The organism is Flavobacterium glycogeni (assembly GCF_048286775.1).
Taxonomy (GTDB): Bacteria; Bacteroidota; Bacteroidia; order Flavobacteriales; family Flavobacteriaceae; genus Flavobacterium.
In genome coordinates this window covers 48,919-66,023 of sequence record NZ_JBLVPV010000002.1, presented here as the reverse complement: position 1 = coordinate 66,023, position 17,105 = coordinate 48,919, and the positions used below count along the sequence as shown (strand labels likewise).

Below are 17,105 nucleotides of genomic sequence, written 5' to 3'. Positions count from 1 at the left end.
AGCTCAATTTTTGATTCTAATTAAAATCTATTAATATGCCAAAAGGAATTTACAACGTCCCAAAAGCGTTTAACGAAACCGTTAAGTCATACGCTCCAGGAAGTCCGGAAAGAGAAGAAGTTCTAGCCACTTTCAAGAAAATGTACAGTGAAACAATAGATGTTCCTTTGTACATTGGAGGAGAAGAAATCCGTACAGGAAACACGAAATCAATAAATCCCCCTTTCGACCACAAACATGTTGTGGGACAGTATCACGAAGCAAATAAAGAACATATAGAAAAAGCCATTTCGACTGCTTTGGAAGCTAAAAAGAAATGGGCTAATTTAGCTTGGGAACACAGAGCGTCAATATTTTTAAAAGCTGCTGAATTGCTTGCCGGACCTTACCGTGCAAAAATAAATGCAGCAACTATGATTGCTCAGGCAAAAACAGTACATCAAGCTGAAATTGATGCAGCATGTGAATTTATAGACTTTTTACGTTATAACGTACAATTCATGACTCAAATTTATGCCGAACAACCAACTTCATCAGAAGGTGTTTGGAACAGATTAGAGCACAGACCACTTGAAGGATTTATTTATGCAATCACTCCGTTTAACTTTACAGCCATTGCCGGTAATTTACCAGCCGCTCCAGCATTGATGGGGAATGTTGTTGTTTGGAAACCAAGCGCTACACAAATTTATTCTGCTAATGTAATCGTAGAAGTATTCAAACAAGCAGGATTACCGGATGGTGTAATCAATGTAGTTTATGGAGACTCTGCCATGATTTCTGAAACGTTATTAGGAAGTCGTGATTTCGCAGGAATCCATTTTACAGGTTCAACTCGTGTTTTCAATGACATTTGGGGAAAAATTGGACAAAACATCAGCAACTACAAAACATATCCAAGAATCGTAGGAGAAACTGGAGGTAAAGATTTTGTTGTGGCACATTCATCCGCTATTCCTGCTCAAGTTGCTACGGCACTTTCCAGAGGAGCTTTCGAATACCAAGGACAAAAATGTTCAGCTGCTTCAAGAGCGTATGTACCACAATCAATATGGCCAGAAGTAAAAAAATTATTAGTAGCTGATTTAGCTTCCATGAAAATGGGATCTCCAGAAGACACAAATAATTTCGTTTCTTCTGTAATTTCAGAAGGTTCATTTGACAAATTAGCCGGTTTTATTGATCAAGCTAAAAAAGATGCTGATGCTGAAATTATTGCAGGAGGAAATTACGACAAGTCTGTTGGTTATTTTATAGAACCTACCGTTATCGTAACTACAAATCCAAAATACAGCACAATGGAAACCGAATTATTCGGACCAGTATTGACTATTTACGTATACGAAGATGCTAAATGGGAAGAAACACTTGTATTAGTGGATTCAACTTCTGAGTACGCATTGACAGGAGCTGTCTTGAGCCAAGACCGTTATGCGATTGAATACGCCATGAAAGTTTTAGAAAATGCCGCAGGTAATTTCTACATCAACGATAAACCAACAGGAGCAGTTGTAGGACAACAACCATTTGGTGGAGCAAGAGGTTCAGGAACTAATGACAAAGCAGGTTCTGTATTGAACTTATTGCGTTGGGTTTCTCCAAGAACTATCAAAGAAACATTTGTTACTCCAGAGAACTACAGATATCCATTTTTAGGATAATAAAGATTTAAGATTGCAGATAAACGATTTGTGATTTATGATTTAAAACCCCACAAGAATTCAAATAACTTTGAAGCCTTGCGGGGTTTGTTTTTTAATGCTATTGATGTTCTGATACATTATTATACTGCCAAAGAACGTTAATAATTTTCCACTCTCCATTAGTCTTCGCTAAGTGCATATAGTCAAACCATTCGTCAGCAATTAGCTTAACAGATGCTGTCAATGGAGACACATCAAGTAATTTAATTTCTTTCTTTGGGTTTTTCGGAAACTTATCACCATTGGCATTATAGGTTTCTGCAAGAATAACCAAGTTTTCGGCTGAAAATTCAGAAATATAATCTTTTTTTGTCTTTTTGCTTTTGAAGACCGACCTCTTTACTATTCGAGGATGTAAAGCATCTTCCATTTGCTTGGGATTTGGATTATGTTGAGACTCAATATAAGCAAGCGCCACTCTCTTGATATCAAGCGTGTCCTGGGCTGTCTGACCTTGAACTTTCAAAGTGCCAACAACTAGGAATACAATAAAAATGGAAATTAATTTCATATGTAGATAATATTTGTTTTTTATAGGAATATAGTATCGTCATTCTTCATTATTGTTTGCGTCCCGAAGCTTCAGGATTGAATTATGTCGATTTCATAAATAGATTTTAGTTAGGATTTATTTGACGATTAGTGATTTATTAATTCTTTGTTATCGAGGCATTCTATAATATGCTTTTGAAACAATTCTCCAACCTTCGGAAAATTTATAGAGTATTATATGGTCCGTAAAAATTTTCTTTTTGTTTTTAAATAAGTTCAGAACCACTGTCGCAGCATTTCCTGAGGTAGTAATGCTTAAATATTCACATTCTGCCTTTGTTATTGGGTTTCCAGTATTTTGTTTTCGTCCGTTTTCTATTCTTAGTATCCAATCCTCTAATGAAAGTGGCGAAATGTCATTATTCTCCAAACTTAGCATTTTAAATGTCGGATGAAAACCTTTTCTTATTTCCTCAATTGATCCGCCATTATGTATTCCGCCTATATAAGCGTTTTCAATAACAGCTTTAATTGAATCGTCATCAGTTTTGGTTTGCCCAAAAGTTAGAGTACTGATTAGAAATAAAAGAAGCATCAGTTTTGTCTTTGTCATAATTGATTCGTTAATTTTATTATTGTTGTTATAATTCTGGTATACCAAATTTCGATTGATCACTGACTTTAAAAATACAAAAAATCTTTAAATTTTATCTTAAATTATAAACTTGCAAAACTGACATTTTTTATCTGTCTACTTTTTCCAAATTGGAATTTTTACAAAACTGTCATTATACCATTTTACTTTTAATGGTTCTTTGGCATCTTGAATGGTTTCATTGCTCACCTCTTTTCCTGTTCCGTAATTTAATTGAGAAAATGGGTTCTTATTGACATTGATTGCTACAAGCAAACGGCTACCTTTACTTAATTGCTTACTGACCAAATGCGTATTTGAAAAAGGGATTGATTCGATTTCATTTGGTTTCAATAAATTTCTTTTGGTAATGTCTTTGGCATAACTGGCACGGCCTATAAAATAAGACAAATGAAAATATTCTCCATTTGGCATTACTTCATATAAGGTAACACCAATATCCATATCTTTTTTGTTGATACTCGCTTTTATTTCCCCTAAAAAGGAACCATTAATTACTATCGGTTCTTTCAACGGCTCACTTATGAAAATAAATCCATTGCTGGTGTCAATTTCTTTTCTAATAATGGGATCTGGGTAGTAATCATTATTCTGCGTTTCTCTGTCTGCAAAATTAACTTCTTGATACAAAAAATTTTTCTGAATTGGCTTTTTATCATTTAAAGCATAAAAATTTCCTGATTTATTATCGGTCAAATACATCTTCAAGAAGCCATTGGCCATTTTGTCAAGCGAAGGAGCACTTCGCCACTCATTTGCACCCATTACCTGATAGTTAATTTTGTCTTTCAGTATTTCTGGTTTCGGTCCATTTTTTAAAATAAAATCAAACCATTGGTATGTTATTTTTTTGGTGTTGATTAATGCATTCGAATCCACTTTATAGCCGTTCAACACAGCATCGCCTTCCCGTTGAGCGCCCAAATGATTATAGGGTCCAATAATAAGGTAATGATTCGCTTTAGGGTTATATTTATAATGCTCTCTCACATAATATAAACCTGAGTTTTGCGAGTCGTTATAATAGCCATCAATAGATAAAACAGGAATGTTTATTTGTGCAAATTCTTTTCCGTAAGGTGCCATTTTCTGCCAATATTCGTCAAATGAAGGATGGCTTATCCATCGCTGAAACAACTTATTAGGCGTACCGTCAATACTGTCCATTTTTTTATAGGCCGCACCTGTTTCCCACCATTTGTTTTGCATTTTCCTAAAACGTTGCCTGTCGTTCCCTGCAATGGTGTCTAAATATTTGTTGTTCCCAACATAAAACGACCATTCGTAATTGGGATTTACAAAAACGTTATTTTCTGATGGCCAGCCCATACCAGGCCCCGCTGCTACATATGGCACAATTGTTTTAAGTGCAGGATGCATTTTTTTACAGGCCGCCCATTGTGTAAATCCATTGTAACTACCGCCAAACATCCCTACGCTTCCGTTGCACCATTTTTGCTTGCTAATCCAGTCAATGACATCATAAGCATCGTTGGCATCATTCTCATAAGGAAATATTTCGTTTGGACTAAATCGCTTACCTCTAGTATATGCAATAACGCCTACATAATCCTTGTCTGCTGCTTCTTTTAATGTTTTAACGTCTCTTCCTTTGTCTCTTACATAAATTGTATATTGAAGCAGTACGGGTTTTGGAGCAGTGATTCCTTTTTTTTGCACTACCATTGCCGATATAAAGGTACCGTCTCGTGTTTTAATCATCACACTGTCTTGTATGTCATAAGTGCTTTTTAAATCTTCTAATTTGGTAGTGTTTGTCTGCTGTGCTGAGGAATTTAATACAGCCAGAAAAATAATTATAAAATTCAAAAATGTTTTCATTGTGATGTCCTTTTTAAATGTATTCTTGTTCAGGTCTGCGGATTCAAGACCTTAAATGCACACGGTCTGTTAATTTTGTAAAAATCAAAGTTAGTCTTTTTCTTAGATTTTAGCTTTAATTTCAAATTTACAACTTGAAACTAGAAATCGTATGAAAATTATCTATTTCTGTATTCTTCGGGCCTTTAAAAGTATCATAGTTTACCACAAGCAATTTGCCTTTGTAAATAATGGTTTCACAAGGATTGTCCAGTTGCCAATTATTTTGTTTCATTGGTCAAACCCACTAAACAATTGGCCCCAATTTAAAGCTACAATTTTGCAGGATTACCAGGGGTTTTGAAACTCAATTGATAAGCGATTACAGAATTTTTCCAAAAAGTAGGCACATATACTATTTTGTTTTTTGCATCGTAAGCAATATCCGCTGTGTTGATTTTTTGTTCCTTAGTGTCTAATAACAACTCTTTAGAACCATCACCTTTCACATACCAAATAACTCCATCCCAACAAGAAACAATAAAATCCGCAACTTCTACATTTACAACACCATCTGTTCCGCCTTCCATGCCATCGGCAATCAGCGTTAGTTTTTTGGATTTATCCATTTGGTACAGGCTTCCATTATCCAACACATAAAAATCTTTTTTATGCATCAATAAACCGTTTGGCCATTTCAGATTTTCAAGCAGTAAAGAAACTTTTCCGTCTATAAGTTGGTGTATTTTTTTTGTTTTAGAATCCGAAACATAAACCACCCCTTTTTTATCAATGGTGATATCGTTCAAAGCTATGGCACCAATTATGGGAATATTTTGGATGATTACCGCTTTTGACAGGTCTATCACAATCACTTTGTCAACATCTGCCACATATAATTTGTTTTTATACAAGCCCATTCCTTTGGGAGCATTTAAACCCGTAATCCAGTCTGTCACTATGATTTTCCCATCAAGTCCTATTTTACCTATTGAGCCTTTACCATCTTTAGCCCATGGAGCTCCATCGATATTGGAGACATATAGGATCTTATTTTTATCATCCAATAATACTGATTCAGGCACTTTTAAATTGGGTTCTGTTTCCCATTTTATAACTAACTGATGTTGCGCGCTGCTTACTGTAAACCCCATTAAGCAAATAAAAAAAAAGATACTATTTTTCATGTTATTGTTTTTTTTTAACAAATATAAATTAAATTTGAATTAATGGTTCCGTATAAACTATTAATTCCCCGTCCTGCTTCTTTCTTCTTCATTCCCCGTTACTCTTTGTTTGGTGTCACTCTTTTTATTGCCAAATTTATAAGAAACAGAAAGCTGAAAAGATTGATTGTCATAGTAATATTCCCCTTCTTGATAAACCCCATTAACGGTAGAACTACTATTTATTTTTTCAGTTTTAAATATATCAGTCCCTCTTAAAGAAATTTTTAAATCTTTATTCCATAAAAGATATTGAAATGCCAGAGAAAAGGAACTCATTTCTCTATTGTGAAAAATACCGTCTATGCCTGGGAAACTATACCAATAACTTACATTAAAAAGCACTGTTTTATTGGTATTAAGATTAAAATCATTATTGGTGGATAGCCTAGAATTGAATCCTTTTTGCTCTCTTTGTGTAAAAGTTAAACTTGATTTAGAAATGGCATAATTGAAATCGACCGCATTATTGCTCGTCCACCATTTGAATCTATCAAAAACATAATTCTCCGAAATTCCGTAACGCTGTGTATCTATATGATTCTTGCTTGTACGCAGAATGTTATTTGAATCAGGATCAGCTATTGAAACCCCCGAAATTAAATTGTCCTCATAGCTAAAATAGAGCTTACTTTCCAATTTTTTATAAGTATAGGTTAACTCTGTATTGTCTATAAATGCAGGTTGTAGAAACGGATTGCCTGTAAAAGATTGAAAAGGGTTCCAAAAATGAACATTAGGATTCAAATCACTAAATTGTGGCCTTTCAATTCTTTTGCTATAACTAAAGCTAAAAGTCGAATTATCATTTGCATTGTAAGTCAAATAAGCGGTTGGAAAAAATTTAATATAATCCTTATTAATTGGTTGGTTTAAGCTTCCGGCAAAAATCTTGGTTTGGGTAGTTTCCATTCTTAATCCAAATTGGGAATCCCAGTGGTCATTTATTTTTTTATTCCCCGAAAAATAAACCGCTTGTATGTTTTCGGTATATTCAAATTCGCTTTGCGCTAAAGGCAATTCTAAAACTGGTGTATCGACTAGGCCGCTATTGAAGGCCGAAATGTTATTATTTGAATTTGAATTTGAAACTTTACCTCCAAAACTCAAGGTTACCCATTTTATAGGGTAATCAATATCCAATTTCCCCGATAAATTGGTTATGCCTTGCTTATTGTTATTCATTCCCGCAAAATATTGTTGTGAATAAGGGTTTTCAACAACCGAAATGCCATTATAAGTCCTACTCTGTTTTGTGTCATAATTAAAATAATCCAGATTTAAAGTAATTTTTTTTCCCAGAGAATCTATTTTGAATTCATTGTAAAAGTTTAACGAACTAATAGCAGATTTTAGCGCCGCTACTCCTCCATTCGACTTTAAATAGCTAGTGGTTTTACCAGTGGCATTATCATAAATGGATGTAAAAGGGCTATCTGTGTATAAAGGTTTAGAACTATTAAATAAAATTTGACCTCCCAGAGTCCATTTTGAAGTTATTTGATAATCAACACCAAGTTTGCCATATATTCTGGTATTCTTCCCTTTATACGAGGAATTGGTGTGCCATGTTTCCGACGGAAAATAAGTATAATCATCTTGAATATTATATCTTTTGCCTGTCAAATAATTGAAAGACGAAGTAATCCCTAATTTGTTTTTATTGTAATTAAAATTGCCCATTACAGCACCCTGACTGTAAAATCTTTGAAGATAAGTAGATCCTACCAAGGCGTTCCAAGAATCTTTTTTTGCTTTTTTTAATTTGATATTCACCAAACCACTTTTGCCATCAGCTTCATATTTGGCGGGTGGCGTTGTAATTACCTCAATACTTTTAATATTATCGGATGGAATTGATTTCAAATAATTAGCCAAGTCCTCTTCCGAAAGTTGGATAATTTTATCATCGATCATAACAGATAGATTGCTTTTACCGATAATAGTTATATTGTCATTCTGCACTTTTACTCCTGGTGTAATTCTAAGTGCTTCCAAAGCATCACCTCCTGTGGCATTAATCGAATTTTCGACATTAAAAACCAAACGATCTATTTTTCTTTCGATCAGTTTCTTTTTCCCTCCAACTACAACCGATTCTAACTGAATTGCGCTATCAATTGTTATGACACCCAAATCTAAAGCGGCCGTTAACGTTATATTTTTTGTAAACAAGAGTTCGCTTACTTGTCTAATTTCCAATGTATATTCTCCTTGTTTCGCTTCTAAAACAAAGTTTCCCTTATCGTTTGTAAGTTCGCTTTTACTTGTTTTAGCGTCTTGGGAAATTAGAAGAACTTCAGCAAAAGCGACAGGATTATTCTCTTTAGTAGTTGCTTTCCCTGTAATTTTAAACTGGGCAAAAAGTGTTGTATTGGAAAGTATTAATAGGGCAATAATGTATTTTAGTTTCATATATAGATGCTTATTGATTTTTAAGGGGCTTATGTAATCGCCCAAAGTAAATGCGTTATTTCGGTTTTTAACCCTGACACGAGCGAAGCAAACTGACAAATAATTATGATTGAGCGAATTGCATAATTAATGTAATTTGATTCGCAATTAATAAAAGAGATTAATGATAATTCGTGACTAAAAATGTTCTTGTAAGGCATGTTTATTCTTTGTGATTGTCATTCTTCCATTTTCTTGTTTGCGAAGAGCAGGATGAAAAAAAACTATTGGTCACAGTTTTTATTTCCTTAAAAGTGTGTCAAGACAATACTTTTCTTTCCCGTTTTCTAACCAAAGCAAAAGAATAGCAAATGCCAAATTATTTAAAATATACATACTATCATCGCCCGAAGTCGTAAAGGGATCCGAAAGTAAGCGGCCGAAGGCGATGCTTATCATAAAGAAAGTCATCAGATAAATAGCCCATTTAATCTTAAGTCCTGAAACAAGTAATGCGCCTGTTATCAATTGTATCAAAGGATTTAAAACACCCATAAATAACAATAAAAAATTAGGAATGAATGACGCTTTGAGCGGTTGTACATAAACCAGGTCTGCAAATTCTAATAAGGATAGTTTCCCGAAAACATTGAAAATCCCTTGGGAAAGAAAGATTCCGCCAACGAAAATTCGTGCCACAAAAAACACAATCTCATCTTTAGTTCCTGCACTCAAGGAAGCTTCTTTATTCCTTGCGACTGCATCTAATGAGAATTTGCTTTCACTCAATAATACATATAAAAGTACTATTCCAAAAGCCATAAATGGTACCGTATGATGGAAGGTATTGTAAAATGGGTTGGCAAAAGGTTTAATGAATAATAACGACAAATGATTTATTAGCAACAAAATTAACGCTCCTATTGTTGCCCAGATTGTCTTATAACCCACTACTAAAAATATAGAAACTACTAAAAAGCCTATTGCAATTGCATTACCCAAAACCGTAGCTTTGGTTATCCAAGAGGTTATTTTTGCCGGATCTTCGGTATAGAATTTCCACAAATTTAAATGTGCAATAGCAACGAATAAAAGATTCAGTCCTAATAAAAGTCGTAATGTCAAGTTGATAATGTGTTTGTTCATGTTCTTTGTTTTTAAATGAGGTTTTTACTTAAATGTTATTTATTATTTTTAAACTTGTATAGATGGAGAATTTTAACCGTTTTGATGTGCCGAGAAATTATTATTCTGCCAAAGAATATTAATGATTTTCCATTCTCCGTTAGTTTTTACAATGTGCATATAGTCAATCCATTCATCTTTTGGAGTGTCAAAAGTTTGTAGGGCAATAAAAAAGGAAATTACTTTCATGTGTAGATAGTTTAGTTTTTCTTTGGCTAAAATAGCACAGTCCCATCGTCACTATTTTAGCCTGCAATTAAAAAGTCAGTTTTAGCGTACGAAGAATACATTTTGGAATAGTAATACATTCGTGGGCTGGAATACCATTTTCAGAAGCTAAAAACCGTTGTTTGTCTCATAGAATGAAGTAAGCTTTGATAATTTAGTAACTTGCCATTCTTAAAACACAACATGAATACATTCCAACAAATAGATACAAAAAGAATTTTAAGCCATTGCTTATTTTGGACGAGCTTTTTGATGATGTACCTTGTCACAAAAAGTTTTGAATATAAAGATTACGGGGATCTCGTTTATATCTTTCTTTCGGAAACTATTATTCAAGCCATTGGAGCCTATGTTTTGATTTACGTTCTGATTCCTAAATTTCTAATCCAAAAGAAACACTTCCTTTTTTTTGTCATTTTTGTAACTTGGTTGTATATCGTTTATGCAATGGATGTTGCCCTCAGATCTTTACACCTTGAACTTAAATATCCTAAATATTATGCCGGTTGGGATGAATGTAAAGACACAATACCTCAAAGGCTAACCAATTTTAGGTATCTATTTACTAAAGTAAACTGGTTGTTTTTTCCAGCAGCAATTATGGGATTAATTCGTTTTTACAAAAACCAACAGCGTCTTGCTAAGATCGAAGAAGAGAAAAAATCAATGGAGCTCAAAGTGTTGAAAAACCAATTGAATCCGCATTTTTTGTTTAACACTTTGAATAATCTATACGCTTTGACACTCAAAAAAGACGATAAAGCACCAGAAGTAATTGCCAAATTATCAGAAATATTAGACTTCGTCTTGTATCGTTGCAATGATGATTTTGTATCAATAGAAAAAGAAATTGGTCTACTAGAAAATTATATTTCATTGGAAAAACTACGGTATGGTGAAAACAGATTGAACATTTTATTCACCAAAGACATTCAGGAAAATAGTAAAATTTCACCACTGATTCTGTTAACTTTTGTAGAAAACGCTTTTAAACACGGGGTAATCAATGAAACCGAAAAAGCAGTAATTCGCATGAATTTGCAAACCAAAAAACAGCAAATTATTTTTAGTATCGAAAATACAAAACCTCAAAACGAAACTGCAAGAAGATCAGACAAATCACAAATCGGACTCGAAAACGTCCGAAAACAACTGGATTTATTATATCCCAAAAACCATCATTTGGAAATTGTGGAAAATCAAAAAAAGTTTTTAGTAAAACTAACGCTAACGGTTTAAAATTTAACATGAAATACAAATGCATCATCGTTGACGACGAACCCTTGGCAAGAGAATTAATTGCGTCACATTTATCCCATTTCGATAATTTTGAATTGGTTGCTTCTTTTGAAAATGCCTTGAAAGCATACACTTTCTTAGAATCCAATACGATAGATCTGCTGTTTTTGGATATCGAAATGCCATTACTCAAAGGAAATGATTTCTTAAAAAAACTAAAGAATCCGCCAAAAGTAATTTTCACAACTGCGTACCGAGAATATGCGCTAGAAGGTTATGAACTTAATGTGATTGATTACCTCTTGAAACCCATCACTTTTGATCGGTTTTTTGTCTCAATAGAAAAATTCAAGCAATTGCAAACTCCGAAAACTCTTGAAAAAACGGATAACGAGAATCATATTTTTGTGTCAAGCGGAAATAGGAATATCAAAATTATTTTTGAAGAAATTTTTTATATCGAAAGTCTCAAAGATTACATTACCATTCATCTCGAAAACGGAAAATCACACCATCTTAAGCAGAACATTTCCGCTTTCGAAAAACTATTAAATTCTAATTTTGTACGAATTCATCGTTCCTTTATTATTCAAACAAAGAAACTAACCGCTTACTCCAAAAACGAAGTGGAAATTAACTCGGTAGAAATCCCAATCGGAAGTAGTTACAAAGAAACTTGGTTGAATTATTTGAGAGATCATAAATAAAAAAAACACAAGATCTCAAATTGCTTTGAAGTCTTGTGGGGTTTTGTTTTATAAAAACACTATAAATTAAAAATATAATCCGATTTAAATTCGCCATACAAAAATTCTATTTCCGTTTATTTAGAAAATCAAAAAGGCAGATTATTAAAAATCATAATTTGAAATTGCGTTCTATTATTAGTCGGCAAAAGCTGTGACATGACACCTGCCTCAACTCTAACATATTTATTCACACAATATCCAATACCTCCATAAATACGATCACGATCGTAATGATTCTGTTCAGTATTGACAAAAATTTCATTGTACATGGAAGCGTAAACAGCATTTTGCTCCATCATTTTTTTATTGATTGGAATATTTAATGAGAGCGAATAACGCAAACGCATTTTAAAATCATCTTGAACAAATCGTTGTTCAAAACGATACCTATGCTGAATATTAATTCGCCCAAATTGTTGTTTTGTAATAAATTGCTCAAAAATTCTGTGTTCATTCGTTTGCAATTTATCATCCGTTCCCACAATATAAGGTTCTGAGTGAATGTATGCATATCCCAGCAATACATTATTATTGTTTTCGGATAAATTATACCCTAAACCGGTTCTCACCAGTAATTGTTCCAGATCTCCTGCAAAATTAAAGTTTCGATATTGTACTTCATTATGCCAATTCCATCTATTATTTATTTTTTGATTACCGGAATAAATAAACCAATTCCCTAAATCCGATTTTTGTGCGTTTCCGTTTGCCGCTACAAATAGTAATAGTAACCAGCAAAACAGTCTTAATTTATTTGTCATTAAAGCTTTATTTTTTAAAAGTAATTATTTTCCTGTTTATCAATTGAACCAAAAAATCAATATAAATATACAGGCGAAATTTAATGCCGCCAATACAATTCTAAGCGTAATATTACATGCCTTAAACCGTAAACTTCAACGGCACATGTACCACTTTCTTAGTCTCAAAGAATTCATCTTCGAAAAAATCAGCTAAATTGTATTCAGTGGCTTTTGGAAAATCCTTTAGTTCTTCGGTCAAATCGCCTCCTTTTAGATAGAGAATTCCGTTTTTTAATTCGTGTTTGTTTTGTTTCTTGATTTTGTCTTTTATCCACGAAACAAAATCAGACATATTCGTCACGGCGCGACTCACGATAAAATCGAAATCTCCTTTTACATTTTCAGCACGCATTTGCTCGGCTTTTACATTTTTCAATTCCAATCCTTCGGCAACAGCCTGAACCACTTTTATTTTCTTGGCAATAACATCAATCAAATAAAAACGCGTTTCCGGAAAAAGAATTGCTAATGGAATTCCAGGAAATCCTCCGCCAGTTCCAACATCCAGAACATAAGTTCCCGGTTCAAATTTTATAATTTTGGCTATTCCCAACGAATGCAAAATATGTTTGGTATACAAAGCATCAATATCTTTTCTCGAAATAACATTGATTTTTTCATTCCAATCATGGTATAAAAAATCCAATTTTTCGAACTGTTCTTTCTGAATATCAGTTAAATTAGGAAAATACTTAAGAATCTCGTCCATCTTGTAATTTTTTAACAAAAGTAATACTTTAGAGTTAAAATATTTATGTCAATTTTGTATATCCAAAAATTTATAATAATTACCTTTGAACTTTATTAAATACATATGAACAATAATGCTCCGACATTTGCTAAGCAAGATAATCTAAAATTTTTCAGAACACTTAACTCACGGGTTAACAATTACTTCAAAGAAAACAACATCCAAAAGACAGGCAACTGGAAACTATATTTGAAAACCATAATTCTGTTTTCTGTTTTTCTTGCGCCTTATTTTTTAATTCTAACGCTTGGTATGCCATTTTGGGCACATCTTCTGTTAACAATAGTTATGGGAATTGGAATGGCTGGAGTAGGAATGAATGTGATGCACGATGGAAATCATGGTTCTTATTCCAATAAAAATTGGGTCAATAAATTCATGGGTGGAACTATTTATGTTCTGGCGGGAAATGTATACAACTGGCAAGTGCAACACAATGTGCTACACCATACCTATACAAACATCCCCGGACATGATGAAGATCTAGATGCCGGACGTGTTATCCGTTTTACAAAAGATGCTAAATGGTATAATTTTCACCGTTTTCAACAATATTATTCCGTTTTTCTATATGGATTACTAACGTTCAACTGGGCTATTACAACTGATTTCAAACAGATGAGAAGCTACTTGAAAAGAAAATTATCTTACGGTGAAGCGAAAAGCCCGAAAATACTTTGGACGACTTTAATTATCACGAAAGTAATTTATGTTTCTATCTGGATCGTATTACCAATCGTTATTGGCATCACATGGTGGAAAGTATTAATTGGTTTCTTCGTTATGCATTACACTGCTGGTTTAATTCTAAGTGTTGTGTTCCAATTGGCACACGTAGTTGAAGAAACGACCAATCCATCTCCAAATGAATTAGGGGAAATGGATAATACTTGGGCTATTCACCAATTGTTTACCACAACAAATTTTGCTCCAAAAAACAAAATCATAAACTGGTACACCGGCGGATTGAATCACCAAATTGAGCACCATATTTTCCCAAATATCAGTCACGTACATTATGGCAAAATTGCAAAAATTGTAAAAGAAACTGCGCAGGAATGCAACTTGCCGTATTATGAATATAAAACGATGCGAAGTGCCGTTATTGCACATTTCAAGCATTTGAAAGATTTGGGAATGAAACCAGAACTTACATAATCATACAAAGACACAACGTGTAGAGATGCACGCTGTAAAGATGCACTGCAGTGCATCTCTACCTAATTAATAAACTAACTACAACCTATTAAAAAATGAATCCATTATCAGATAGAATAAACAATTTATCTACATCTCAAACATTAGCAATGGCAGCTTTGGCCAGAGAATTAAAATCACAAGGAAAAGACATCATCAGTTTAAGCTTAGGTGAACCTGATTTCAATACGCCGGACTTCATCAAAGAAGCGGCTAAAAAAGCGATTGACGAAAATTACAGCACCTATTCTCCAGTAGAAGGATATTTAGAATTAAAAGAAGCTATCTGTAGAAAATTCAAAAGAGACAATAATTTAGACTACAAACCGTCTCAAATTGTGGTTTCAACTGGAGCAAAACAATCGTTATACAATATTGCTCAAGTAATGCTAAACGACGGTGACGAAGTAATTTTACCCGCTCCTTACTGGGTTTCTTATTTCGAAATCGTAAAATTATCAGGTGGAGTTCCTGTAGAAGTTCCAACTTCTGTAGATACCGATTTCAAAATCACACCAGAACAGTTAGAAGCTGCAATCACACCAAAAACAAAAATGATGTGGTTCAGTTCTCCTTGTAATCCAAGTGGATCTGTATACAACAGAGAAGAATTAACGGCTTTAGCCAAAGTTTTGGAGAAATATCCAAACATATATATTGTTGCTGACGAAATTTACGAGCACATCAATTTCTCAGGGACTTTTTGCAGCATCGCATCCATCCCGGGAATGTTAGAAAGAACAATTACCGTAAATGGAGTAGCAAAAGCTTTCGCTATGACAGGATGGAGAATCGGATATATTGGCGCACCAGAATTCATTGCAAAAGCCTGTATCAAAATCCAAGGTCAAGTAACAAGCGGTGCCAACAGTATTGCACAACGCGCGACTATTACCGCTGTAGATGCTGATCCAAGCGTATTGAAACACATGGTTGACGCTTTCCAAAGCCGTAGAGATTTAGTGGTTGGATTATTGAAAGACATTCCAGGAGTAAAAATCAACGTACCAGAAGGTGCTTTTTACGTATTCCCAGACGTTTCTTCTTTCTTCGGAAAAACATTGAAAGGAACGTTCATCAAAGATGCCAATGATTTCTCTATGTACCTTTTGGGAGAAGCCAATGTAGCAACCGTAACCGGTGACGCTTTTGGTAACCCGGATTGTATCCGTTTTTCTTATGCCACAAGCGAAGAATTATTGAGAGAAGCATTACGCAGAATAAAAGAAGCGGTGGCATTAACTGAGGTTCCTGCATAATATAGAATTTATTTCAAGTTTAAAATAGTTTAAAGTTTAAAGTTTTACCGCTTTATACTTTAAACTATTTTTTTATGGGCGTGCCCCTCCGTAAAAACTCCGGGTCGTGCTATTCGCTGCAAGTCCTCGCAAAACTCCATTTCATTACGTCTTGCTGTGGGCTTTCCACTACTATCACTCACGCAAAAGCCGTTTTTTTATTTACTCCAATGCTTTAATGAATTGTTGCATTTCTTTCATAGTTCCAATTGTAATTCTTGACCATTTTCCATTTTCTTCGTAGATTTTTGTACCTATTATATTGTTCTTTTCTAATCGCTCAAAAAAATCTTTATTATAATTAGCCAATGAAAAATAGACAAAATTTGAATGAGAAGGAATGCATCGTATCTTTAACCGTTCAAGTTGTTCTATTGTATATTTTCTTGCTTTTTCGTTTAGTAAATAGGTTTCCGATGCGAATTTATCGTCTTTAATTGACGCTAATGCACCCGAAACGGATGCTACACTTACACTTCCGTTACTCCAGGATTGTAGCTGACTAATTTTTTCAATAGTCCCTGAATTTGCAATTCCGTATCCAATTCTTGCTCCTGCCAACCCATACATTTTTGAAAAAGTTTTAGCAATAATTAAGTTTTTGTTTTCTTTTACTAAATTTACAAGTGATTTTTGGTTCGTAAAATCAATATACGCTTCATCAACTAAAACGATTACTTTTTTAGTTGCTTCATTTATAAAATTCACAAGTGCTTCTCTTTCACAAATTGTCCCTGTTGGATTGTTTGGATTACAAATATAAATCATTCTTGTGTCGGGTTCAATTGCTTTCAACATTGCTGATAAATCATGATGTTTATCCTCTGTTAATGGAACTGTGATTTTTTTAAACCCTAATTTTTCTGCTGTTTCTGTCCAATAATTAAAAGTTGGATCAGCTAAAATAAAACTTCCTTTATTTATGGCACAATATCGGACAACTAAATCTAAAATTTCTGTTGAGCCAGCACCCAATATTATATTTTCGGCAACGAGATTATTCTTTTCAGCAATTTTTGAAATTAATTCCGATGTTAAATCCCAATTATAACGATTGCTGCTATTTATGTTTTTCGTCATTGCATCTCTTGCTAATGCCGAAGGACCATATGGATTCTCATTTGACCGTAAATAAATCGGGTTTAAATTAGTTTCTTCGTTAATAGAATTTTCTGTTTTTGGAATAGCAAAACTTTCCAATGGAACAATTCCTAAACTTACAAATGCTAAACTTGTTTGTTTTAACCAATCTCTCCGACTATTCATAATATTTTATTTTAAAATGTTAAAATACAGCTTTTTATTTTATTTCAATATGTCTCAGGTTTTTCAAATATGTTACAGTTTTTTATTTTTCAGGTTCC

General features: G+C 33.7%; 15 protein-coding genes. 5 read left to right on the top strand and 10 right to left on the bottom strand.

Features of this window, described 5'->3' with window-relative positions; all coding sequences use genetic code 11:
• Positions 1-35: 35 nt before the first annotated feature.
• Complete coding sequence (gene pruA / locus ACNQGX_RS01775) at positions 36-1,661, top strand: L-glutamate gamma-semialdehyde dehydrogenase (RefSeq protein WP_417973492.1); 1,626 nt, start codon at positions 36-38, stop codon at positions 1,659-1,661.
• Between the two features lie 100 nt (positions 1,662-1,761).
• Here pruA and ACNQGX_RS01770 read toward each other — a convergent pair whose 3' ends face one another.
• The 7 genes from ACNQGX_RS01770 to ACNQGX_RS01740 form a co-directional block, all read right to left on the bottom strand.
• A complete protein-coding gene (locus ACNQGX_RS01770; RefSeq protein ID WP_417973490.1) occupies positions 1,762-2,214 on the bottom strand; it encodes a nuclear transport factor 2 family protein in 453 nt (150 codons plus the stop codon).
• A 150-nt stretch (positions 2,215-2,364) separates the two neighbouring features.
• Positions 2,365-2,808: a nuclear transport factor 2 family protein gene (locus ACNQGX_RS01765; protein ID WP_417973488.1), complete on the bottom strand. Its 444-nt coding sequence runs from the start codon at positions 2,806-2,808 to the stop codon at positions 2,365-2,367.
• A 138-nt stretch (positions 2,809-2,946) separates the two neighbouring features.
• The gene (locus tag ACNQGX_RS01760) at positions 2,947-4,692 is read right to left on the bottom strand and encodes a CocE/NonD family hydrolase (protein WP_417973486.1); all 1,746 of its coding nucleotides are present in this window, start codon (positions 4,690-4,692) and stop codon (positions 2,947-2,949) included.
• A 311-nt stretch (positions 4,693-5,003) separates the two neighbouring features.
• Positions 5,004-5,858 (bottom strand): SMP-30/gluconolactonase/LRE family protein, encoded by an 855-nt coding sequence (locus ACNQGX_RS01755; protein WP_417973484.1) that lies wholly within the window; start codon positions 5,856-5,858, stop codon positions 5,004-5,006.
• Positions 5,859-5,918: 60 nt separating this feature from the next.
• A complete protein-coding gene (locus ACNQGX_RS01750) occupies positions 5,919-8,312 on the bottom strand; it encodes a TonB-dependent receptor domain-containing protein (protein ID WP_417973482.1) in 2,394 nt (797 codons plus the stop codon).
• 279 nt (positions 8,313-8,591) lie between these two features.
• On the bottom strand, positions 8,592-9,437 hold the full coding sequence (locus tag ACNQGX_RS01745) for a hypothetical protein (protein ID WP_417973480.1): 846 nt from the start codon (positions 9,435-9,437) through the stop codon (positions 8,592-8,594).
• A gap of 72 nt (positions 9,438-9,509) precedes the next feature.
• Positions 9,510-9,665 carry a nuclear transport factor 2 family protein gene (locus ACNQGX_RS01740; RefSeq protein WP_417973478.1) on the bottom strand — a complete coding sequence of 52 codons (156 nt, stop codon included), beginning with the start codon at positions 9,663-9,665 and terminating at the stop codon, positions 9,510-9,512.
• Between the two features lie 222 nt (positions 9,666-9,887).
• On the opposite strand from ACNQGX_RS01740, the gene ACNQGX_RS01735 reads away from it, so the two are divergent.
• Together ACNQGX_RS01735 and ACNQGX_RS01730 are read left to right on the top strand one after the other, a co-directional pair.
• A complete protein-coding gene (locus ACNQGX_RS01735) occupies positions 9,888-10,943 on the top strand; it encodes a sensor histidine kinase (RefSeq protein WP_417973476.1) in 1,056 nt (351 codons plus the stop codon).
• Between the two features lie 8 nt (positions 10,944-10,951).
• Entirely contained in the window at positions 10,952-11,650 is a 699-nt protein-coding gene (locus tag ACNQGX_RS01730) for a LytR/AlgR family response regulator transcription factor (RefSeq protein WP_417973474.1), read from the top strand.
• A gap of 128 nt (positions 11,651-11,778) precedes the next feature.
• Here the strand turns inward: ACNQGX_RS01730 and ACNQGX_RS01725 are convergent, their stop codons facing one another.
• A complete protein-coding gene (locus ACNQGX_RS01725; protein WP_417973472.1) occupies positions 11,779-12,453 on the bottom strand; it encodes a DUF2490 domain-containing protein in 675 nt (224 codons plus the stop codon).
• A gap of 121 nt (positions 12,454-12,574) precedes the next feature.
• On the bottom strand, positions 12,575-13,204 hold the full coding sequence (gene rsmG, locus ACNQGX_RS01720) for a 16S rRNA (guanine(527)-N(7))-methyltransferase RsmG (protein ID WP_417973470.1): 630 nt from the start codon (positions 13,202-13,204) through the stop codon (positions 12,575-12,577).
• Between the two features lie 105 nt (positions 13,205-13,309).
• On the opposite strand from rsmG, the gene ACNQGX_RS01715 reads away from it, so the two are divergent.
• Complete coding sequence (locus ACNQGX_RS01715; protein ID WP_417973468.1) at positions 13,310-14,404, top strand: fatty acid desaturase family protein; 1,095 nt, start codon at positions 13,310-13,312, stop codon at positions 14,402-14,404.
• A gap of 95 nt (positions 14,405-14,499) precedes the next feature.
• Complete coding sequence (locus ACNQGX_RS01710; RefSeq protein WP_417973466.1) at positions 14,500-15,702, top strand: pyridoxal phosphate-dependent aminotransferase; 1,203 nt, start codon at positions 14,500-14,502, stop codon at positions 15,700-15,702.
• Positions 15,703-15,903: 201 nt separating this feature from the next.
• Here ACNQGX_RS01710 and hisC read toward each other — a convergent pair whose 3' ends face one another.
• The gene (gene hisC, locus ACNQGX_RS01705) at positions 15,904-17,007 is read right to left on the bottom strand and encodes a histidinol-phosphate transaminase (protein WP_417973464.1); all 1,104 of its coding nucleotides are present in this window, start codon (positions 17,005-17,007) and stop codon (positions 15,904-15,906) included.
• Positions 17,008-17,105 lie beyond the last annotated feature (98 nt).